The sequence below is a fragment of the Gracilimonas sp. genome, from assembly GCF_014762685.1.
Classification (GTDB): Bacteria; Bacteroidota; Rhodothermia; order Balneolales; family Balneolaceae; genus Gracilimonas.
The window spans coordinates 1,379,009-1,399,796 of the sequence record NZ_JABURM010000005.1; the positions used below are offsets into that span (position 1 = coordinate 1,379,009).

A 20,788-nucleotide genomic window follows, 5' to 3' on the forward strand; every position below is an offset into this window, starting at 1 on the left:
AAAAGACATTTGTCTATCACATATATTGAACATATATTGAATGCGATGCAAAAAAGGGTGACACAGACTGACACCTACGTACTTTATATTTGCCTAAAACAAATTCACAAAAGGAAAGAATCATGGCAGACTCGAACGATAGAATGAAAGCCCTCGACATTGCCGTAGGGCAAATTGAAAAACAACATGGCAAAGGAACCATCATGAAACTGGGAGCTGAGGCCATTCAGGATATTGATGTAATATCCACCGGTTCCATCATGGTAGATTATGCACTTGGGGTACAAGGAATTCCACGCGGACGTGTAACCGAAATTTACGGCCCGGAGGCCAGCGGTAAAACTACACTCGCCCTTCAGGTAATTGCTCAGGCACAAAAAAATGGCGGATATGCAGCCTTTATTGATGCAGAACACGCTTTTGATCCGCGCTATGCCAAAGCACTGGGCATCAATGTAGAAGAATTACTTGTTTCTCAGCCTGATAATGGGGAGCAAGCCCTTGAAATTACCGAAACCTTAATTCGCTCTGGTGCCCTTGATGTAATTGTGGTCGACTCCGTAGCCGCTCTGGTGCCTCGTGCCGAGTTGGAAGGTGAAATGGGAGATTCTCACATGGGCTTGCAGGCTCGCTTGATGTCGCAGGCCATGAGAAAAATCACCGGTATTATTAATAAGAGCCGCACTTCCTGTATTTTCATTAATCAGGTTCGTGAGAAAATCGGTGTGATGTTTGGTAACCCCGAAACTACAACTGGCGGGCGGGCCCTTAAATTCTACTCATCCGTTCGGTTGGATATCCGGCGTATCGGTTCCATCAAAAAAGGAGATGAAGTGGTCGGGAACCGAACCAAAGTGAAAGTTGCAAAAAACAAGGTGGCCCCTCCTTTCAAAGTAGTAGAATTCAACATTATGTACGGAAAAGGAATCTCGCGCATCTCTGAGATACTGGATCTGGCTGTAGAATACGACATTATTGAGAAACGAGGCAGTTGGTTTCGTTACGACGGTGAACCGATTGGACAAGGCTCAGATGCTGCCATGCAATTCCTGGAAGAAGATCCTGAATTGGCCGGAAAAATTGAAAAGAGCGTACGCGCCAAGTTAATGGGAACACTGGAGGACGAAGAGCCGCAACAAAAAGACGAGAAGAAAAAGAAAGATAAAGAAGCCGTTGAAGCAGAAAGCTAACTATCAGCAAAATTCGGAAAAAGCACTTGAGCTTCTTCCGGAACCTATCTCTGAGATCCGGGTTCAAAAAAAGAATACCACCCGGTATTCACTTTTTGTGGACCATCAGTTTTTGATTGGGGTCTCAGAAGCCACACTTACTAAGTTAAATCTAAAGAAAGGCGTTGAAATAACGCCTTCTTTGTTTCATCAAATAGAGGAAGCGGAAAACCAATGGGCGGCAAGAGAGTATTTTTTCCGGATATTGTCGCGGCGTGATCATTCCCGAAAAGAGCTTAAAGACAAAGCTTATAAAAAAGGTTACTCGGACAGTTTTGTCGATGAGATTCTGGATGAGTTTGAGCAAAAAGAATACATTGACGATCAAAAATTTGCCCGGAAATATGTGACGGAAAAATTTGAATTTAATAATTGGGGCCCTTATAAAATTCGTACACAACTGTTTAAAAAAGGAATTTCAAAACAAGTAACCGAACAAATCATAAAAGAGGTATTCGGAGATGACGCCATCAAAGAAAGCATGCTTGCACTTGTTGAGAAAAAGAAACAGCGCTACCGGCGTGAACCGGAAGAAAAAAGACGAAAGAAAGTATTCGATTTTTTGATGAGAAAAGGGTACGATTCAGAGAATATTTTAAAAAATATAGATGAACTCTTAGCACTAATTGCACAATGAGAAATATCACGCTGGATCGTGTTGTACGCTTTATTATTGGGCTTGCTGCTTTAGCAGTTAGCTTGGTCATCTTATACAATTATTCAAATCTGGTTGTTTTCCTGGTTTTAGCCATGATCCTCAGCTATATATTGGACCCTTTTGCCAACCGGTTGCAATCCATGGGGCTGAACCGGACTTTTGGGATCACCATTATCCTGGCAACGGTAATTTTAATTCTGGTATTCATTTCAACCAGTGTCATACCAATAATAGCCAACCAGATGGCAGAACTCACTGCACAATTAAACATTGAAAATATCCGGCAGATTGCCGTAAAAGTTGAAAACCAATTAATCAATAAATTTGATTTTCTGCCTGAAGGTTTTCTTGAGGAAAATATTACTATCGTCTTCAACGAGCTTTTTAACGTAAATCAAATTTCCTCTATCGTCAGTGATGCACTAAGTATTTTCACCAACATATTCTCAGCAGTATTGGTAGTGCCTTTTGCTGCATTTTTCTTTTTAAAAGACGGGAGTAAAATTCGCCGCGACTTACTTCAGCTTGTTCCAAACAAATATTTTGAAACCACTTTAACGGTCATTGATAAAATTGAAAAACGACTTGGCCTGTATTTTCGAAGTGTTTTATTCCAAAGTTTTTTAGTGGCCTTATCATCATGGACCACACTTAGTATTGCCGGCTTAGACAATTCAATGTCGGTAGGTATTGCCGTTGGACTGGCGAATACCATCCCGTACTTCGGCCCTATATTGGGATATTTCCTGTCAATTATCGTATCCATTATCGAAACCGGTAATTTTTCGATGGTAGCCGCTTGTGTGCTTGCAATATTTATAGTACAAATGCTGGACAACATCGTTTTCCAACCCATGCTTTTCTCCCGATCGGCCGATATGCATCCGGTAGCCATTTTATTTATCATTCTCGTTGGCGCCGAAACGGCCGGTATTTTGGGGATGCTCATTGCCATTCCACTGGCAACCGTAATTAAAATTATGATTACACAGTTAAGCTGGAGCTTTAATAATTACCAGGTTTTCAGGCGGGACGTAACCGGTTTACCGGGCCCTGACTGACAGAATTAATTCTTCATAACACCCAAACATTTACTATCTTTTCCGCCCAATCAGGCACTGCAAAATTCTAAGCTCTTTTGAAGAACATCGTTGTTTTTGCCTCCGGCTCTGGCACTAACTTTCAATCAATTATTGATGCTATAAACCGCGGAGAAATTAATGCAAACATTTCCGGGCTTATCACCAATAAGAATGGGATTGGTGCTCTCAAAAAAGCTGAAGATAACAACATTCCCACTCGCGTCATCTCTCCGGAGAATTATATAACAGAAGAAGATTTTGCAAACGAATTATCGGTTCAGCTCCAAGAATGGAAAACCGACCTGATTGCTTTGGCAGGATATTTGAAGAAGATTCCTTCTTCAATCATTCAAGAATATGAAAATTGTATTTTAAACATTCATCCCTCCCTTTTACCAAAATTTGGAGGTAAAGGATTTTACGGAATGAATGTACACCGGGCAGTGATTGAAGCAAATGAAAAAGAATCCGGCTGTTCAGTTCATATCGTTACCGATGAATTTGACCAAGGGCCGATAATTGCCCAAACTAAAGTTGAAGTTAAACAAAACGACAGCCCGCAAGAACTTGCTGAGCGTATTTTAAAAGAAGAGCATCTGCTTTATCCTAAAGCAATACAAAAACATCTCAAAACTTTATAAAAAACCTAACTCGTGTCTCTAAAACCTCTTTCATCCCTACCCACCACCCCGTTAAGAATTAACCGTGCACTTATATCCGTTTCTGATAAGTCAGGGCTTCCCCAATTAGCGAAAGCTTTACATAAATCGGGAGTAGAAATTATTTCAACGGGAGGTACCGCAAAAGCTATCGAGGCTGAAGGGATTCCGGTGAAAGATGTGTCTGAAGTTACCGGGTTTCAGGAATGCCTGGATGGCCGCGTGAAAACACTTCACCCTAAGGTGCACGGCGGTATTTTAGCCCGGACATCTTATGATGCGGATATGGAAGAAATCAAAGACCTTGACATTACACCTATTGAGCTGGTGGTTGTAAATCTATACCCATTCAAAAATAAAGTAAGCACATCCGGTGTGACCGCTGCAGAAGCTACTGAGTTTATCGATATTGGCGGGCCAACTATGATCAGAGCTGCCGCAAAAAACTTTGCTCACGTTTCTATTCTAAGCTCTCCGGACCAATACAATGGTTTTATTGAAGAACTTGAAGAGAAGTTAGCTATTTCATTTGATACCCGAAGGCAATTAGCCAAAAGTGCTTTCGCCCATACGGCCGACTATGATTCCGCCATTTCAAATTATTTCACTAAGCTAATTGAAGAAGAACCGGCCAAACAGTTCAACATCTCTCTCCCGATCTCACAAGAATTACGCTATGGTGAAAATCCTCACCAAAAAGCCGCTGTCTACGGCAATCAAAATGACTTCATTGATTGCTTCCATGGAAAACAGCTCAGTTATAACAACTACCTGGATGTGGACGCGGCATTGAATATCATCTCCGATTTTGATGCCAATGAGCCTGCTTGTGCCATCATAAAGCACACTATCCCCAGCGGAGTTGGAGTGGATGAAAACTTAACGGAAGCCTATAAAAAGGCCTTCAGCACCGACCGCGTCTCTCCTTTTGGTGGAATTGTTGTTGTGAATCAAGAGCTGGATCTGGACACCGCCAAAACCATTGATGAAATTTTTACGGAAATCATCATCGCACCGGAATACAGTGAAAAAGCACTGGAGCTTTTGACTCAGAAAAAAAATCGCCGATTAATCAGGATCAAAAAGTCTGTTCGAGAAGTACAAGCATCTTCATTTAGATCTATTTTTGGAGGCATGTTAAACCAGGAAGCTGATTTAATCCCTTCAAACCCGGATGAATTTAATATTATAAGTAAGCGAAAGCCTACAGATCAAGAAATGAAGGACCTTATGTTTGCATGGAAAGTGGTGCGGCATGTGAAATCAAATGCTATTGTATATGCTAAAGATGGAAGAACTCTGGGAATCGGCTCCGGACAAACCAGCCGGGTAGTTTCTTCAGAAATAGCCGTAGCAAAGGCCGGGAATGAAGGGCTTGATTTAAAAGGATCCGCCATCGCTTCAGATGCGTTTTTCCCGTTTGCAGACGGTGTGGAAGCAGCGGCCAAGGCCGGAGCAAAAGCTGTTATTCAGCCCGGAGGGAGCATTCGTGATGAAGAAGTCATACAGAAAGCAAATGAATACGATATGGCTATGATATTCACCGGTAAAAGGCATTTTAAACACTAATTTTGGGATTTTTAAAAAGAGAAATTACCTCTTTTTATAAAACCTAAAATATTCGTTCTTTATACATTCGCAAATACAATCTCAATATTGTATTTTCTCATGATCTATACCCCATAATGTTCAAATTATTTAACCAGCGCAAATGTCAGAATCACGCGAAGTGAATACCTCAGAGAATTCAAAAAAACAATCTCAAAAAGGTTTCCTGGATTTCCTTTATACCGATATAGCCATTGATTTAGGTACAGCCAATACCCTTATTTATTCTCGAGGCGAGGGGATCGTTTTAAATGAGCCTTCCATCGTAGCACTAAATCAGCAAAATGTACCGGTAGCAACCGGGCATGAAGCTCGCCTGATGCACGAGAAAACACACAGCAAGATCAGAACCGTTCGTCCTCTCAGAGATGGAGTTATTGCTGACTTTGAAGTAGCGGAGCAGATGATTCGCGGGATGATCAAGAAAGTTAAAATGAAGTGGTATTCCACCACCCGCCAAATGGTTATTTGTGTCCCAAGTGGAATTACTGAAGTTGAGCGCCGTGCCGTTCGTGATAGTGCCGAACACGCAGGAGCCAAAGAAGTATACCTGGTGGACGAACCCATGGCTGCCGCAATAGGGATTGGATTGGATGTACATGAACCTGTTGGCAGCATGATTGTTGATATCGGGGGAGGCACAACTGAAATTGCTGTTATAGCTTTGTCAGGAATTGTTTATGCTCAGTCTGTACGGTTAGGGGGAGATGAATTGAATGATGACATTATTAACTATTTCCGCAGAAACCACAATCTTTTGATTGGTGAAAGAACTGCCGAAAAAATAAAGTGTGAGATTGGTTCGGCTGCTCCATTGGATGAAGAATTAGAGATGATAACCAAGGGACGAGATCTGGTTAACGGAGTTCCGAGAACTCGCCATATCACTTCCAGAGACGCCCGGGAAGCCATTGCTGAATCTGTAAATACTATTGTAGAGTCTATTACCAAGTCTCTCGAGCAAACCCCGCCCGAACTCTCAGCAGATATTTTGGATCGCGGAATTATGCTAACCGGCGGAGGTGCACTGCTTAAAAATCTGGATAAACTGATCATGGAAACCACCGACCTTCCCGTTCACATAGCAGAAGATCCATTGACGGCTGTTGTACGTGGAACCGGAGCTATACTCGAAAACCTTGAATATTACCGTCCGGTAATTTCCTAATACCCCGGAAATGAATGCGATTTAGATCGTTTAATTTAAGTGATGCTAAAGATTACATAGTAACTGCCCTGATTTTAATATTTGCCTTTGCCATTATGGTTGCCAGGCATCAGGGCGGTATAGATACGCTACGAAAAATTTCTGTTACCTCTTTTAGTTTACTTGAAGAACCTCTTGCCAATATCCGGATGTACCGGCAAGCCCTAAACACTAATACGTATCTTCAGCGACAAAATATTCTTTTACAGGATGAATTGAGTCGCTTGCGCTCAATTGAACAAGAGAATAGAGAACTCCGTCGTCTTTTAGATTATCAGGAAGAAAGTGAATATGAACTTACCCCTGTTTTAATTATTGGGAAACAGCTGAGTGGTTTAAATAACATACTCACTATTGATGCCGGAACCTCAGAAAACTTAGAAGAAGGAATGCCTCTTGTTTCATCAGATGGCTTGATTGGGAAAATTGTACTGGCAGGAAATTATTATTCTTTGGTAATGCCGTACTACAATTCATTGTTCAAGGTAAGCGCAAGAATTCAAAAAAATCAGGCAAATGGTATTGTAAGCTGGCCTGGTGAACAGTATGGTGAACTTGTAATGGATTTTGTACCCAAAACTATCGCTGTTGACAGTGGGGATATAATAGAAACCTCAGGAAACAGCAATCAATTTCCGGCCGGAATACCCATTGGAAGAGTTATAAGGACTGTTCCGGAACCCGGGCGACAAACTCAGCGCATATTTTTAGAACCATATGTAATGCTTGCAGATATTGCGCAGGGCTTTGTAATTGAATTTGAGCCTGACTCCAATGTTGCTAACCTTCAACTTGAGTATAATCAACTTTTTGAATGAGCAAAGATACCTTTAGAGACTTATTGGTTGGTTTAAGTTTTATACTTGCGGAAGTACTCATATTCCAGCATTTGAGTTTTTTTGGTGCTACTCCCGATCCTTTACTGATTTATTTACTTTGGCTTGCCATGAAATATGATCGTGTTAAGTTAGTTTTAATGGCAGCAGGGCTAGGCTTAATCCAAGATGCCCTTTTTGACTTTTGGGGACTGAACATGTTTTCCAAAACTCTACTTTGCTTTATGGTTTTTAACTTTTTGAGCAGACGAAATGAAGGGCGGTTGTTACTCTGGCAAATATTTTTGATGATATTACTCGCTGCTATTTTACACAATGTCATCTTCCTTGGATTGGCAAGTTTTATTGATGCTTATACTTCCGGTTTTGCTCCAATAATTTTTATACTGGTAAACAGTTTATATACTGCATTACTTGGGTCAATGCTTTTCATATTTAAAGGTAATTAGGATTATGTCGGTAGGACAAACAAACAGAACCAAAACATCCATCAAGGCTTTACAGTTTATTATCCTGAGCCTCACGTTCATTGTTCTTGGTAGGGTTTTTCATCTGCAAATTGTAGAGTACGATACTTACGCTGCCCTGGGACAGGAAAATTCTGTTCGACAAGAGTATGTAGAACCTGCCAGAGGTTTGATTTATGATCGAAATGCAAACCTCATTGTCGACAATGAGCCTATCTTTTCAATTACTATAACCCCCTCCTTGTTCGATAAAAAGAATATCCCGCTACTCTCTTCCATTTTGGGAGTAAGTGATTCCCTATTAACCGCCAAAATTCAGGAAGCCCAGTCTTATTCCTGGCATCGTACCTCCCGCTTATTTACTGAAATCGATTTTCAGACTTTTTCTGTCATCCAGGAAAATCTTTGGCAGCTTCCAGGCATCGGCCACCAAATTGAAAGTAAACGGCATTATCCCACAGCAATGAAAGCTTCTCATTTATTAGGTTATTTGCGCGAAGCTAATGAAAGTGAATATCGACAATCGGAGAAACTAAGATTGGGCGATAAAGTAGGGAAAAGCGGACTCGAAATGATCTATGAAGACACCCTGCGTGGTCAGACAGGAATTAAATATTTGAGAGTCAACGCATTAGGGCAAGCACTTGGTGATTTTGAGGATAATACTCTTGCCCAAACACCGGTTCAGGGAGCCGACATTGTCACTACCATTGATTCCGAATTGCAAATTTTTGCTGAAGAATTAATGAAAGGAAAACGAGGTGCAGTTATAGCTATGAATCCTAACACAGGTGCCATTCTGGCTCTTGTAAGCTCTCCCTCCTATGATCTGGATAGATTGGCCGGACGGTTAGACCAAAATTATTGGGAAACTATAAATACAGATTCAACCACCCCTCTTTATAATCGTGCGATATCGAGTCGGCAACCGCCCGGTTCAACTTTCAAGCCCATCATGGGACTCATTGGTTTACATCTTGGCATTATCACTCCGGAAACAGAGGTCTATAACAGCGGTGCTTATATCCGAGGCAGGGCGTACAGGGACTTAGCTGATATAGGTGAATATGATCTGGAAAAAGCAATTACCTTTTCAAGTAACACTTATTTCCTTTCGTTAATGGATAAGATTGCTATGCAAGGCAAGCTTAACGAGTGGAGTAATTTGGTTAAAGATTTTGGCCTTGGGGTCCCAAATGCAATTGATTTGCCCAATGCCAATTCCGGAATAATACCGGACAGCACGTACCTTAATAACCGTCTTGGAAAGCGCAAATGGGGCTTGGGTGACTTATTAAATTTTGGTATTGGTCAAGGCATGATTTCTGTTTCGCCAATACAAATCGCCCAAATGACCAGCATATTGGCCAATGGCGGGTATAAAATTAAACCACACCTTGTACAAGGCATTCTAAGTCCGAATGGAGAATTATCCCGTCTGAATATTGAAAGAGAAAAGATTGACTGGATAAAAAATGAGCATCTTGAAGTCATCAAATCTGGTATGCGCGGGGTTGTACAAGAAGGAAGTGGCAGATGGTATGCCAAGCATTCCGAAATTGAAATTGCCGGTAAAACAGGTACGGCTCAAAATCCTCATGGTCTGGATCATGGTTGGTTTACCTCTTTTGCCCCCATTGATAATCCTGAAATTGTTGTGACTGCTTTTGTGGAAAATGCAGGGTTTGCATCCATCTCAGCTGCCCCAATAGCTTCATTGATTATAGAAAAATATTTACTCGGCGAAATAAAGAGAAACTGGATCTATGAGTACGTACTTAATTTTGAGCCGGTTGATCCTGACGCTTCTTCCGACTCAGATAATATAGAATTGAATGAATAATCTAAGAGAATTTAGCTGGTCGGTACTCTTCACGTGGATGCTTTTATCCGCGATCGGGCTTGTAGCAATTTACAGCGCCACTCAAGGACCTGTTTCTCAATATTTGCCCGAATACATACAGAATAATTTCTTTAAACAAATTGTTTGGGTAGTTGTATCCTTATTTATCTTGATTGCTCTTCAATTTGTCTCTCCTCGCACCTATATCCAACTTTCTTACGCTTTATATGCCTTAGGTATCGTCTTAATGCTGCTTACCCTCGCCTTCGGAACTGAAATAAATGGTGCAAAAAGCTGGCTGAGACTGGGTCCTATGAATTTACAAAGCAGTGAACTTATGAAAGTTGCCACTATTCTTGCCACGGCAAACTATTTGACAAGCAGAAGAGATATCTCAGCAGAAAATGTGCGTTATGCCATTATTGCCGTGGTTATTATTCTTATTCCAACTACTTTGGTTTTTTTGCAAAACGATTTAGGTACCGCTCTCATTTTTCTAACATTGATTCCGGTTATGCTTTTCTGGTCAGGACTCCCCTATGGTGTTTCACTTTTTATAATCTCACCGGCCGTTATTGCATATTTATCGGTGATTGAGTGGTATTATGGTATAGCGGCAGCTGTGATTCTTACCGGTATTATATTTTTTGTACAACGGCGTATTTGGCTTTCTATCGCTTCTTTAGTTACCGGACTTCTGACAATTTCGGGAGTACAGTTAGCGATCACTCAATTATTACAACCTCACCAGATTGCCCGAATTGCTGCTTTCACAAATCCTTCTTATGACCCCACAGGTGCCGGCTGGAACGTGATACAGGCTAAAACTGCGATTGGTTCCGGTGGTATTACGGGGAAAGGGTTTTTGGAAGGAACACAAACTCAACTCAAATTTTTACCTGAACAATGGACGGATTTTATTTTTTGTGTGATTGGAGAAGAGTTTGGATTTATAGGAGCAGCAATAGTAATTATCGCTTTCTTATTTCTCTTCATAAGGTTGCTGAACATGGCAGGAAATCATAAGCATCCGTTTGCACAGTTAGTTACGGTAAGTGTCACCTCTGTTTTCTTTGTTCACTTTTTTATTAATGTTGGCAGTGCTTCTGCCCTTCTACCTGTGATTGGACTTCCATTACCCTTTATAAGCTACGGAGGATCAGCTTTTCTAACCAGTACTATAATGCTTGGTATATGCTTAAATATGGACTTCTATAAGCGTGAATTCAGTATATACAGGTAAAATCTACCGGCTGTCCTATTTTCTTTTTAAGTGAGTACCCAGATTGAAAGAAGTGCGATGATATTCCGTATAACCAAGTTTTTGTAAAGCTTTCTTGTGGGTTGGAGTTGGGTATCCCACGTTTGTTGCCCAACCATATTCGGGAAATTTATTGTGTAAATCTTTCATAAGCTCATCCCGATATACTTTAGCCAGAATTGATGCCGCTGCAATACTCATTGACCTATCATCACCCTTCACCAAACAAGTATAGGGAGTTAAGGAATTAAGAAACCTATTTCCATCGACCAGCAAATAATCCGGTGAGGGTACTAAATTGTCCACACACTTTTGCATGGTCTGTAATGATGCCCATAGAATATTCAACTTATTAATTTCAGCAATACTACCTTCCTGTACGGTCCAGTGTAATGCTTCTGCTTTAATCTTATCACTTAATTCAACTCGTTCCTTTTCTTTAATGGTTTTACTGTCGCGAATTTCCGGAATCTCTGTTCCCGGTCTAAAAATAACCCCTGCTGCCACCACCGGGCCGGCCAGGCACCCCCGGCCAACTTCATCCAAGCCCACTACATATTTATAGCCTTCTTTCCATAATTGTCGCTCAAATTTTAACCGATCTGTTTCCGATATCTTTTTCATTAAAACTATGTTATTTAACAACACCTGCTATTATATATCTTTTCCAAAGATATGGAACTCATTTGACTAAGTAAGTATTTGTTAAAGAAAAGGAACAGCCATGCATTTTAAATACTTTCAGTGGGATGAACGCTTTGCCAAATCAAATGGAAAATCTCCATTTGATACTCTCTGGGATTTATTCCAACAACTTCTCACCATCTCAAGCGGTGATGTGTCACAAGCTTTAAAGTGGCTCACTGAACTTGATGATGAATACGATATCACCGGTCAATTTGAGGATGGCTATTCACTTGGTGATTTCATTGAAGAGCTCCGCGAAAGGGGATATATAGACAAAAATGATCAGGGAACCCAGTTTATCATAACCAAAAAAACAGAACGCAGTTTAAGGAAAAAGTCTCTTGAAGAAATTTTCAAGAATCTTGACAAAGGCGGATTAGGGGGGCATAAATCTCCTCACACCGGCAAGGGACTTGAACGCCATCCTGAGACTCGAAAATGGACTCAAGGCGACGATATTGGCCAAATAAACAGTGTTGAAACTATGCTGAATATGTTAAACCACAGCTCTATCGATGCTTTCGACCTTAGGGAAGATGACCTTGAAGTATATGAAACTGACCATTACACCTCTGTTGCCACCGTTCTTCTTATTGATCTGAGCCATTCTATGATTTTATATGGGGAAGACCGAATCACTCCGGCTAAAAAAGTAGCAATGGCATTGTCTGAGTTAATCATGAATAACTATGCAAAAGATTCTTTAGATATTGTAGCTTTTGGAAATGAAGCCTGGCATATTTCTGTAGACGATCTTCCTTACCTGAAAGTCGGTCCCTATCATACAAATACAAAACAAGGCCTCGAAGTAGCCCGACATATCCTTCAGCGCAAGAAATATGCAAACAAGCAGATTTTTATGATTACGGATGGAAAACCTTCTTGCATGATTGAGAATGGGAAATTGTATAAAAACAGCTTTGGTTTGGATCGTAAAATCGTCAATAAAGTACTTGATGAAGCCGTGAAGTGCCGCAGAGATCAAATCACGATAACTACGTTCATGATAGCACAGGATCCTTACCTGCAAAGCTTTGTTCGTGAAATGACAGAAGCAAACAAAGGGAAAGCCTATTTTGCCTCACTGGATAATTTAGGCGGGTATATTTTTGAAGATTATATACAAAACAGGAAGAAAAATGTGAAATAAAAAAAGCCGTTTAACTTAAACGGCTTTTTATCTAAATAATCAGTATTGCAGGTCTTCTTTAATTAAAGACACCCAATTCTTGCATTACAGCGTCCGTAATATCATACTTTGACTGAAACTCTGGCGATGCATAAAGAATGATTTGGTCACCGCTTGATGTAGTTGTATTCAAAACATAGGTCAGCCCCATCTCTTCTGCTACAGTATTAATTGCAGTACTAATCTGAGAGAACATCGGGCCTAACAATTCTTGTCGTCGCTGTTGAAGAGCAGCTTCCGCTTCTTGTTGTGCAACACTCAATTCTTGTTGCATTTTTCCAAGCCGCTCTTGCTCTCTCTCATTTGCTTCTTCTGAGATTACACCGGCTTTCTGTTGGTACTCAGCTACTGCAGTTTGAAAGGCTTGTTCTTGTTCGGCAAGCTCTTCCTGTTTTCTTTCAGCAAAATTTTGCAACCGCTGTTGTATTGCTCGCATTTCAGGCATTTTTGCCAAAACTGCTTGCGGGTTCACATACCCAATTTTAGTTTCTTCCTGAGATTGTGCCTGTACAGCTTCAGTAGCTGAAAAAGCAATAAATAAGGAGAGTATAAATAAGCTTAATTTCTTCATTATTATTGTTTTATTAACTTTTATTATTGGAGTTTTTCTATAATTCGATTCGTAATATTCAACTGCTCACTATTCGCAAAAAACACGATAGCATCTCCGGTAGAAGTACCTTCATTTAGTATCAAATCCAAACCCATTTCCTGAGCTACTTCTTCCATTGCTGTATTCATCCTCTCTATAATAGGAGCCATTAGTTCACTCCTTCGCTGACGAATCTGATTCATCATGGTTTCCCGATCCTGCTCAAACTGTTCATTCATTTCAAGCAATTCTTCTTCGCGAGTAGCACGCTCTTGTTCACTTAGATTACTCATGGTTGATTCATAATCAGTAAATCTACTTTGCAGTTCAGTAGCTTTTTGAGCAAGCGTCTGATCACTTTCTTCAATCAAAGCTTCAACCTGTTGATCTACTTCTTCCACTGCAGGCAGCGCGTTCAATATTCTTACAGGATTTGCATAGCCAATTTTCACCTGTGCAATCACGTCTTGCATGGTAAATACTGTACCCATAAGAATTATTGCGATCGTTATTTTTTTGTTCATTTTCATGTTTTACGTTTTTTTTAAAATAAAATTTTTCAGTTTAACATTCTTATTCAGAATCGCCTTCTATACCAAGCTGTTCAAGAATTTCATCATTTAGGTTATACTGGTTATTTGCATAAACAAGGTAGATATCCCCTGAACGGTCAAACACAAAATCAATACCTTGTCGCTGAGCAACAGTTCTCACTGCCGCAAATAACTGCCTTTGTATAGGCTCTAACAATGACCTTTGCCGAGTAAAATATTCACCTTCAGGTCCAAATTTTTGTTCCGCATATCTTTCCTTCGCTTGTTTCTTTTGAGAAATCTCCTGTTTCCTTTGATTACGAATTTCTTCGGTATATAGTATCTCCTTAGCTTCATAATCTTCTTCAAGTTCTTGAATCTCACTCTCCAGCCTTCTTATTTCTTCCCTCCATTGCCGGCTTAATAAATCCAATTGCTGTTGAATCCCTTCATATTCAGGAATTTGCTCCAAAATATAATCTGATTCAAAAAAACCAATAGTCTGATTTTGCCCCACAACATTTGAGGAGGAAGCTGCCAGGAAAGCAAAAAAAAGTAAGTACTTTATTAATCGCATTAGAACGGGGTTCCAATATTAAACAAGAATTCCCAATTGCCGGGTAAAACATTGCTAGTTCCACCGGGCACCTCTACACCATCAAACCTGTAACCGTAACTCAAATCAACCAAACCCAACACCGGTAAATATAAACGTGCTCCAAAACCGGCTGCCCTTTTGACTCTAAAAGGATCAAAATTTTCAAAATTAAGATATGAATTACCGGCATCTACAAAAGTATAGGGTATTACCTGGAGTTGCTCATTTGAAATAGCGGGATATCTCAGTTCGAGAGAATATTTACTAAACATCCTGCCCCCTACTTTCCGCCCATCAACAATCGGTGCTATACTTTCACGAGTGCCTCCGGGATATCCCCTAAGGTCAATATTATCATATAAAAAGCTCTGACGCTGCTGAAGCTGTGTACCCCCAACCAAGAATTTCTTTAAATTACTTCTTTTATCTTCTGTAAAGTAACCGATATATCCATATTGCACCTGACTGGTTAAAACCAATTTATCGATTACAGGTACATGATATTGGTATTGAGTACGGAACTTATAGTATTCAGAAAAACCGGGCATTGGTGGGGCAAATTCACCTGACAATGAAAATTTAGAGCCACTTGTTGGAGAAATAGGGTTATTCAGTGAATTTCTTTCCAGAACTTGCTCAAATGTAAGCAAGCTCGAAGTTCCTTCCGCAAAAAAGGATTGGTTGCCTACAACATCATATAACTGATATCCAATTACTGTTCGCTGCGTGAAGAAATCGTCCGGCCATTTCAAGCGCTTTCCAATGGAAACAGAGCTTGAAAATAGCTCATTTCTTTCATTCGAGTTTGAATAGTTCAATAAATTATATGAAACATTGAAACCTAAAGAAGTTGGATTACCTCTAAACCAAGGTTCCTGGAATCCAAAACTATAACTTTGATAACCCGTTCCGGTTACCTGCACGCCAAGAGATAATTTCTGTCCATCACCGGAAGGTATTGGAGCCCATCCTCCCTTTTCAAAAGCTCTTTGTATAGAGAAATTATTGAAATTGACTTGGGCCGACAATATAACTCCAATACCAGCCCCTCCATAACCTCCTGAAAACTCAAAATTACTGGTACTTTGAGTATCATCGAGTCTGTAATTGATATCAACGGTTTTGTCTTCCCGGTTTGGAATGGGCTGGGGTTCTATGTTTTGCGGGTCAAAATATCCAAGCTGCCCTAACTCACGAATAGATCTGATAATTGCTTGCCGGCTGTATTTGTTTCCCGGAACTGTTCTAAGTGTTCGCCGCACTACATCATCATGTGTTCGGGTATTACCGAAAAAATTCACCAGTTGAATAGTAGCAATTTCATCTTCATAAATTTCAAAATGAATATCCAGTGAATCTTCAGCCACTTTAGAAATGTTAGGGATCACCTGAAAAAATAAATAACCGACATCCTGATATAAACTGGTTATATCCGTGTTATTCTTATTGATATTGACGTTTTCATCAAATTTACTCTCATTAAAAACTTCCCCTTTTTCAAAACCGAGAGATGCTGTCAGAGTTTGATCCGAATAAACAGTATTCCCTTCCCAAGTAATGTTTCTAACTTTATATTGAGGACCTTCTTCTAAATTTAATCGAACTTTCAATCCGGTTTTATCACCTTTATAATCGTATGTGTAAACTGTGTCTTGCAGGATACGTACATCAGTAAATCCATTTTCTCTATAAAATGTCAGCAGGCTCTCTTTTCCTTCTTCAAAGTCTTCTTCTTTGAATACTTTTTTTCCAAAAATCTTCCACCAGGCATCCTCTTTAAGCGGCTTGATCTTACGTCGCAACTTCCGGTCAGAAAAATGTTCGTTCCCTTGAAATACGATGTCTTTAATTTCCAACCGTTGACCGGGATCAATATCAAATATTAACCGAACCCTATCTTCAGAATCTTCCACTTCTTCTGTGCGGGTCTTAATTTCAGTATACCAGTACCCCTTTTCTCTGTAAAACCGCCTGATTGTATTTTTTGCCTGCCCAACTGCAGCTTCTGTAATTACCGTACCCGGGGTTAATACAAGTAAGTCTTCTAAATCTCTCCGCTGAGAGCGTTTTATATTTTCAAGCCGGTATTGTAAAATTCTAGGCTGTTCCTCTACTTCAATCAAAAACCGTATTCCTGATGCAGTACGCTCAGTAATGTAAATTTTGACATCGGAAAACAAACCTGATCTATAAAGCCTCTTAATCGCGTTATTCACAACATCTCCGGGATATACCACGGAGTTTCCAACTACCAATAAGCTGGCATTTTTAATGAATTCTTCACGTGTGTTTTTATTCCCTTCTACTGAAACCTCCAGAATTTCATATTCAGACGGAGTTAATTCAGTAGGATCTGAGAGTTCAATATCTTGCGCCTGAGTAAGAAGTGGGATAAATCCGATCGTAAGTAAGGTGGCAATAAATAGTCTTTTCAAAAGTAACAACACGCCTTTTGTTTAAATGCTTATGATTTTTTGTTAACTAAACGAGATGAATAAGAGTTTTCGTCTTCCGCAGACGGGACTTTCCCAAATCTTCGGTCTCTTTGTTGGTAGGAACGTATAGCCTCATACAACTCATCCCTTCTGAAATCCGGCCAGTAGGTTTGGGTAATATACAGTTCGGAATAGGCTAGTTGCCATAATAAAAAATTACTGATTCTATATTCTCCACTGGTTCGGATAATTAAATCCGGATCCGGAACATCGGCAGTTGAAAGGTGGTCGCCTATCATTTGATCATTGATAAGTTCAGGATCTAAACGTCCTTCTTTCACATGATTGGCAATTTTTTTAACTGCCTCTGTGATATCCCAGCGCCCGGAATAGCTTAATGCCAAGCACAATTCCAACCTTTTATTATGTTTGGTAAGCTCAATAGCTTCATGCAATTCATGTTGGCAGCTTTGCGGAAATCTACCTAACTGTCCAATAGTTGAGAGCCGGATGTCATTTTTATTCAGGTTATCAGCTTCCTTTCTAAGAGAAGAAACCAACAATTTCATCAATCCCCTTACCTCAGCTGAAGGCCTGCCCCAATTTTCTGTTGAAAAAGCATAGAGTGTCAGATACTTTACTCCAAGTTGAGCACAAGACTCAGTGATATCCCGAACGGAATCCACACCTACTTTGTGCCCATGTAAACGGATACTTCCTTTATTTTTAGCCCACCGACCATTGCCATCCATTATAATGGCAATATGAAGAGGAACCTCTCCGGAATTCTTAAGAATTTCCTGGTTCTTCTTGTCTTCGTCAGTTTGAACTGTGTTTGTTAAAGTAAGCTCTTTCAAGTTATTTTTAGGCTGGTTTTGAAGCTTTGAAAATTAGAGCTTTGCTTGTCCTTTATCAAGGCTTAATAACTCCATTAAGATATTAGATTTTGTTCCATGGAAATCATTTCAAGAAGAGCTAAAGCAGCTTCTCCTCCTTTGTTTCCCTTATCCCCTGCTCGTTCCAGGGCCTGTTTTACATCATCTGTTGTAAGAACTCCAAATGATATAGGTTTATTATGTTTTAATATGAGATCAGTAATTCCGCGATTAACCGCATCACAAACATATTCGAAGTGCGGGGTTCCCCCTCTAATCACAACCCCAAGTGCTACCACTCCTGACACTTCCCGGTGCTCAAGGAGTTTTTGAACTGTCAGGGGAATTTCATAAGAACCGGGACACCGAACCACTGTAATATCATTTTCAGCAATACCATTACCTTTAAGTGCATTCAGTGCTCCTTCAAGCATTTTATCTGTAATCATTGAATTCCAGCGTGAAGCTACAATCCCAATTTTCACTTTTCCCGGGTTGGTATCACCCTCAATTAATTCTATTGCCATATCATTTTTTTATTTCAACAATATTCTTGCGTTGATGTGTCATTTTCTTCATTTTTTCGATGTGCTTATAGGCGATGGTTACTACACCTAAATTCATATAGCCGGCATCTTTCCCTTCGTGCGTATCACTCCCGCCCGTCATCAGTAAACCATTTTCGGAACATAATTCCGTATATTTTTTCTGTAATTTATAGTTGTGGCTAGGATGTATACATTCAATACCGTCTATACCGGCTTCTATAAATAATTTCATCTCTTCTGAAGAATACATTCTTCCTGGATGTGCAACTATGCATGCCCCCCCCACATTTTTTACGATCCTGATAACTTCTCTGTAATCAGGGTAGGTATTCTCAATAGATCCCAGTTTTTGATTACTCAGATACCGTATAAAAGCTTCCTTAGGGCTACTTACATATCCCTTTTGGGTTAATACTCTGGCAAGGTGTGGACGTCCGATATTTGCGCCATTAGCTTCTGCCCAAACTTCATCATACTCCACATTTACACCCGCTTTTTGAACCTTTTTGATAATTCCTTTAATCCGGCTTTTACGTGCATTTCTTTGACTTTTTAAAAAATCTTCGAGATAACTGGTATCGGTCTCAAAATAATAAGCAAGAATATGTGCTTCTTTATCACCTAAAGTTGATGTTATTTCAACTCCGGGTATAAGTTCAATCTCCAATTCATCGGCTACTTTCTTTGCTTCAAAATACCCTTTATAAGTATCATGGTCTGTAATGGAAAGAGCTGATAGTTTCTTTTCATTGGCTATTTCAACCGCATCTTGTGGAGAAAGCCGTCCATCAGAAAAGCTGGTATGGATATGTAAATCCGCTTTTGAGGGCATTTATCTACTCCCCTGCCAGCAGTTTATCTAAATCAGATTTATTATAAATAAATTCAAGAGCTTTTAATACTTCCGGATCTGACCTCAAGCCTGCCTTTATGCTTCCGGATTGTCCCTCATACCTGGAAACCAATTCCTGAAATAAAGTCCGTTTGATTTTGGGGGTATCTTCTTCAAAACGAGCACTTTTTTCCATCTCAATTGCTTTTCTCAATTCTTTGAGCTGCGCATCTGCTCCATCTACCCCTTGAAGTTCAGTCGTTAATTGCATTAACAATGTTTCAGAATCCGTTGTATAACTGAACCGCTCTTCTTTTAAATATGCTTTAAACTCTTCAAATACGTCGTCGGGTAACTCCTGATAATTGAAATTGGGATTTTGAGCCTCATATTCGGTAGCAAAATCAAAATATGCACCTTGCTGTAACAGGGCAACTTCGAGTATACTGAGCTTTTCATTCCCTTCTACAATATCCGGCTCAATACCCCGGCCTTCATACACTGTTCGCCCATTTCTGGTTTTAAATTCTCGACGAGTTGTGTCAGCATTCATCACCACTGCATTCCTGCCCTGATGTGTATATTGAACGGCCTGAATACTGCGACCACTGGGGATATAATAACGTGATATTGTAATCTTTAGAGAAGTATTATAAGGCATTGGTTTAACAATCTGTACTAATCCCTTACCAAAGCTCTGCTCACCTATAATCAAAGCACGATCTAAATCCTGCAAGGCCCCAGCCACTACTTCTGATGCACTAGCACTCCCTTCATTCATCAGAACTACAACCGGTTTTTCAAACATGACCGGCTCCCTGGTAGTAAATGTCTGATTGTATTCTCCAACTCTTCCCCGAATATCTACCACCGTAATACCCGGCTCTATAAATTTATCTATAATTGTCACTGCTTCCTGCAAAATACCGCCCGGATTATCCCTAAGATCCAAAATCAAACCTTCTAAATCCGTTTCTTCCATTAAATTATTTAATGACTCTCTTATCTCCTCTGCAGAATTATTCCCAAATTGACTGAGACGTATATACCCGGTGTCTTTGCTTTCTCCTATTAACCCTGAATAAGAAATGTTAGTAATCTCAATGCGCTGACGGGTTAAGGTAAAATCAAGTGACTGGCCCAATCCAAAACGGTCGATAGTGATCGTAACTTCAGAACCTACTTCTCCACTAGTTAAAGTGTTTACTTCTTCAGGCTGAAGCCCCTCAGTTGACACCCCATCAACGGCAATAATTACATCTCCGGCCCGAATACCGGCTCTTTCAGCTGGCCCTCCTTCTGTAGGAGCAATGACTACAACCTGCCCGTCACGATGCCCGGCCTCAATTCCAACGCCGGCATAATTACCGCGCGACATTATTTCGGCTTGCTCGTTTTGGGATTCATTAAACATTACCGTGTAAGGATCAAGCGTTTCCAACATGGCGTCGATACCTGTTCGCATCAAAATTTCAGGATCAACTTCATCCACATACTCAAGAGCTACATTTTCATAAGCGGCACTGAAAATGCTGAAGTTCTTTTTAATCAGGAAATAAATGTCGGTTTGCTGCGCAGCAATGCCAACAGAGGCTAAACCAATTATTGCCGCTGCAAAGCCCGCCTTGTATTTCCCTTTTTTAGTCATG

20 protein-coding genes are annotated in these 20,788 nt (G+C 40.2%); 11 read left to right on the forward strand and 9 right to left on the reverse strand.

All coding sequences use genetic code 11. The annotated features are described in order from the left end of the window. The first annotated feature begins 122 nt into the window (after window positions 1-122). The 10 genes from recA (at window position 123) to rodA (ending at window position 10,832) form a co-directional block, all read left to right on the forward strand. Complete coding sequence (recA, locus tag HUJ22_RS06205; RefSeq protein WP_290875314.1) at window positions 123-1,190, forward strand: recombinase RecA; 1,068 nt, start codon at window positions 123-125, stop codon at window positions 1,188-1,190. After that, on the forward strand, window positions 1,174-1,866 hold the full coding sequence (locus HUJ22_RS06210; protein WP_290875316.1) for a RecX family transcriptional regulator: 693 nt from the start codon (window positions 1,174-1,176) through the stop codon (window positions 1,864-1,866). Before recA ends, HUJ22_RS06210 begins: the two co-directional genes overlap by 17 nt. Then, window positions 1,863-2,948 carry an AI-2E family transporter gene (locus HUJ22_RS06215; protein WP_290875318.1) on the forward strand — a complete coding sequence of 362 codons (1,086 nt, stop codon included), beginning with the start codon at window positions 1,863-1,865 and terminating at the stop codon, window positions 2,946-2,948. The genes HUJ22_RS06210 and HUJ22_RS06215 overlap by 4 nt, the downstream gene beginning before the upstream one ends. A gap of 77 nt (window positions 2,949-3,025) precedes the next feature. Then, the gene (gene purN, locus HUJ22_RS06220) at window positions 3,026-3,610 is read left to right on the forward strand and encodes a phosphoribosylglycinamide formyltransferase (protein WP_290875320.1); all 585 of its coding nucleotides are present in this window, start codon (window positions 3,026-3,028) and stop codon (window positions 3,608-3,610) included. A gap of 12 nt (window positions 3,611-3,622) precedes the next feature. Continuing rightward, window positions 3,623-5,197 (forward strand): bifunctional phosphoribosylaminoimidazolecarboxamide formyltransferase/IMP cyclohydrolase, encoded by a 1,575-nt coding sequence (purH, locus tag HUJ22_RS06225; RefSeq protein ID WP_290875322.1) that lies wholly within the window; start codon window positions 3,623-3,625, stop codon window positions 5,195-5,197. 142 nt (window positions 5,198-5,339) lie between these two features. Next, entirely contained in the window at window positions 5,340-6,404 is a 1,065-nt protein-coding gene (locus tag HUJ22_RS06230; protein WP_290875324.1) for a rod shape-determining protein, read from the forward strand. Between the two features lie 14 nt (window positions 6,405-6,418). After that, window positions 6,419-7,261, forward strand: coding sequence for a rod shape-determining protein MreC (mreC, locus tag HUJ22_RS06235; protein ID WP_290875326.1), 843 nt, complete (start codon window positions 6,419-6,421; stop codon window positions 7,259-7,261). Then, on the forward strand, window positions 7,258-7,728 hold the full coding sequence (gene mreD / locus HUJ22_RS06240; RefSeq protein WP_290875328.1) for a rod shape-determining protein MreD: 471 nt from the start codon (window positions 7,258-7,260) through the stop codon (window positions 7,726-7,728). Before mreC ends, mreD begins: the two co-directional genes overlap by 4 nt. A 4-nt stretch (window positions 7,729-7,732) precedes the next feature. Continuing rightward, window positions 7,733-9,589: a penicillin-binding protein 2 gene (gene mrdA, locus HUJ22_RS06245; protein WP_290875330.1), complete on the forward strand. Its 1,857-nt coding sequence runs from the start codon at window positions 7,733-7,735 to the stop codon at window positions 9,587-9,589. Beyond that, on the forward strand, window positions 9,582-10,832 hold the full coding sequence (gene rodA, locus HUJ22_RS06250) for a rod shape-determining protein RodA (protein ID WP_290875332.1): 1,251 nt from the start codon (window positions 9,582-9,584) through the stop codon (window positions 10,830-10,832). The genes mrdA and rodA overlap by 8 nt, the downstream gene beginning before the upstream one ends. Before the next feature lie 15 nt (window positions 10,833-10,847). Here rodA and HUJ22_RS06255 read toward each other — a convergent pair whose 3' ends face one another. Continuing rightward, the gene (locus tag HUJ22_RS06255) at window positions 10,848-11,474 is read right to left on the reverse strand and encodes a ribonuclease HII (protein ID WP_290875334.1); all 627 of its coding nucleotides are present in this window, start codon (window positions 11,472-11,474) and stop codon (window positions 10,848-10,850) included. 100 nt (window positions 11,475-11,574) lie between these two features. On the opposite strand from HUJ22_RS06255, the gene HUJ22_RS06260 reads away from it, so the two are divergent. Then, window positions 11,575-12,687 carry a hypothetical protein gene (locus tag HUJ22_RS06260; RefSeq protein ID WP_290875336.1) on the forward strand — a complete coding sequence of 371 codons (1,113 nt, stop codon included), beginning with the start codon at window positions 11,575-11,577 and terminating at the stop codon, window positions 12,685-12,687. Window positions 12,688-12,745: 58 nt separating this feature from the next. Here HUJ22_RS06260 and HUJ22_RS06265 read toward each other — a convergent pair whose 3' ends face one another. The 8 genes from HUJ22_RS06265 to HUJ22_RS06300 all read right to left on the reverse strand — a co-directional run bounded on the left by HUJ22_RS06265 (window position 12,746) and on the right by HUJ22_RS06300 (window position 20,787). Then, window positions 12,746-13,297, reverse strand: coding sequence for an OmpH family outer membrane protein (locus HUJ22_RS06265; protein ID WP_290875338.1), 552 nt, complete (start codon window positions 13,295-13,297; stop codon window positions 12,746-12,748). Between the two features lie 23 nt (window positions 13,298-13,320). Continuing rightward, window positions 13,321-13,842, reverse strand: a complete 522-nt coding sequence (locus HUJ22_RS06270; RefSeq protein WP_290875340.1) for an OmpH family outer membrane protein — start codon at window positions 13,840-13,842, stop codon at window positions 13,321-13,323. Window positions 13,843-13,891: 49 nt separating this feature from the next. Continuing rightward, entirely contained in the window at window positions 13,892-14,428 is a 537-nt protein-coding gene (locus HUJ22_RS06275; protein WP_290875342.1) for an OmpH family outer membrane protein, read from the reverse strand. Beyond that, window positions 14,428-16,884 carry an outer membrane protein assembly factor BamA gene (bamA, locus tag HUJ22_RS06280; RefSeq protein ID WP_290875344.1) on the reverse strand — a complete coding sequence of 819 codons (2,457 nt, stop codon included), beginning with the start codon at window positions 16,882-16,884 and terminating at the stop codon, window positions 14,428-14,430. Before bamA ends, HUJ22_RS06275 begins: the two co-directional genes overlap by 1 nt. A 29-nt stretch (window positions 16,885-16,913) precedes the next feature. After that, window positions 16,914-17,741 carry an isoprenyl transferase gene (locus tag HUJ22_RS06285; protein WP_290875346.1) on the reverse strand — a complete coding sequence of 276 codons (828 nt, stop codon included), beginning with the start codon at window positions 17,739-17,741 and terminating at the stop codon, window positions 16,914-16,916. Window positions 17,742-17,815: 74 nt separating this feature from the next. Next, window positions 17,816-18,286, reverse strand: a complete 471-nt coding sequence (gene ribH, locus HUJ22_RS06290; protein ID WP_290875347.1) for a 6,7-dimethyl-8-ribityllumazine synthase — start codon at window positions 18,284-18,286, stop codon at window positions 17,816-17,818. 1 nt (window position 18,287) lies between these two features. Then, the gene (locus HUJ22_RS06295; protein ID WP_290875349.1) at window positions 18,288-19,139 is read right to left on the reverse strand and encodes a PHP domain-containing protein; all 852 of its coding nucleotides are present in this window, start codon (window positions 19,137-19,139) and stop codon (window positions 18,288-18,290) included. A 4-nt stretch (window positions 19,140-19,143) separates the two neighbouring features. Further along, window positions 19,144-20,787, reverse strand: coding sequence for a S41 family peptidase (locus HUJ22_RS06300; RefSeq protein ID WP_290875351.1), 1,644 nt, complete (start codon window positions 20,785-20,787; stop codon window positions 19,144-19,146). Window position 20,788: the final 1 nt, after the last annotated feature.

Coding starts and splice junctions, on each gene's coding strand:
- HUJ22_RS06270 (WP_290875340.1), bottom strand. CDS start 13,842: ATGAACAAAAAAATAACGATCGCAATAATTCTTATGGGTACAGTATTT.
- HUJ22_RS06215 (WP_290875318.1), top strand. CDS start 1,863: ATGAGAAATATCACGCTGGATCGTGTTGTACGCTTTATTATTGGGCTT.
- HUJ22_RS06275 (WP_290875342.1), bottom strand. CDS start 14,428: ATGCGATTAATAAAGTACTTACTTTTTTTTGCTTTCCTGGCAGCTTCC.
- rodA (WP_290875332.1), top strand. CDS start 9,582: ATGAATAATCTAAGAGAATTTAGCTGGTCGGTACTCTTCACGTGGATG.
- ribH (WP_290875347.1), bottom strand. CDS start 18,286: ATGGCAATAGAATTAATTGAGGGTGATACCAACCCGGGAAAAGTGAAA.
- HUJ22_RS06300 (WP_290875351.1), bottom strand. CDS start 20,787: ATGACTAAAAAAGGGAAATACAAGGCGGGCTTTGCAGCGGCAATAATT.
- recA (WP_290875314.1), top strand. CDS start 123: ATGGCAGACTCGAACGATAGAATGAAAGCCCTCGACATTGCCGTAGGG.
- HUJ22_RS06265 (WP_290875338.1), bottom strand. CDS start 13,297: ATGAAGAAATTAAGCTTATTTATACTCTCCTTATTTATTGCTTTTTCA.
- mreC (WP_290875326.1), top strand. CDS start 6,419: ATGCGATTTAGATCGTTTAATTTAAGTGATGCTAAAGATTACATAGTA.
- mreD (WP_290875328.1), top strand. CDS start 7,258: ATGAGCAAAGATACCTTTAGAGACTTATTGGTTGGTTTAAGTTTTATA.
- mrdA (WP_290875330.1), top strand. CDS start 7,733: ATGTCGGTAGGACAAACAAACAGAACCAAAACATCCATCAAGGCTTTA.
- HUJ22_RS06260 (WP_290875336.1), top strand. CDS start 11,575: ATGCATTTTAAATACTTTCAGTGGGATGAACGCTTTGCCAAATCAAAT.
- HUJ22_RS06230 (WP_290875324.1), top strand. CDS start 5,340: ATGTCAGAATCACGCGAAGTGAATACCTCAGAGAATTCAAAAAAACAA.
- HUJ22_RS06255 (WP_290875334.1), bottom strand. CDS start 11,474: ATGAAAAAGATATCGGAAACAGATCGGTTAAAATTTGAGCGACAATTA.
- HUJ22_RS06295 (WP_290875349.1), bottom strand. CDS start 19,139: ATGCCCTCAAAAGCGGATTTACATATCCATACCAGCTTTTCTGATGGA.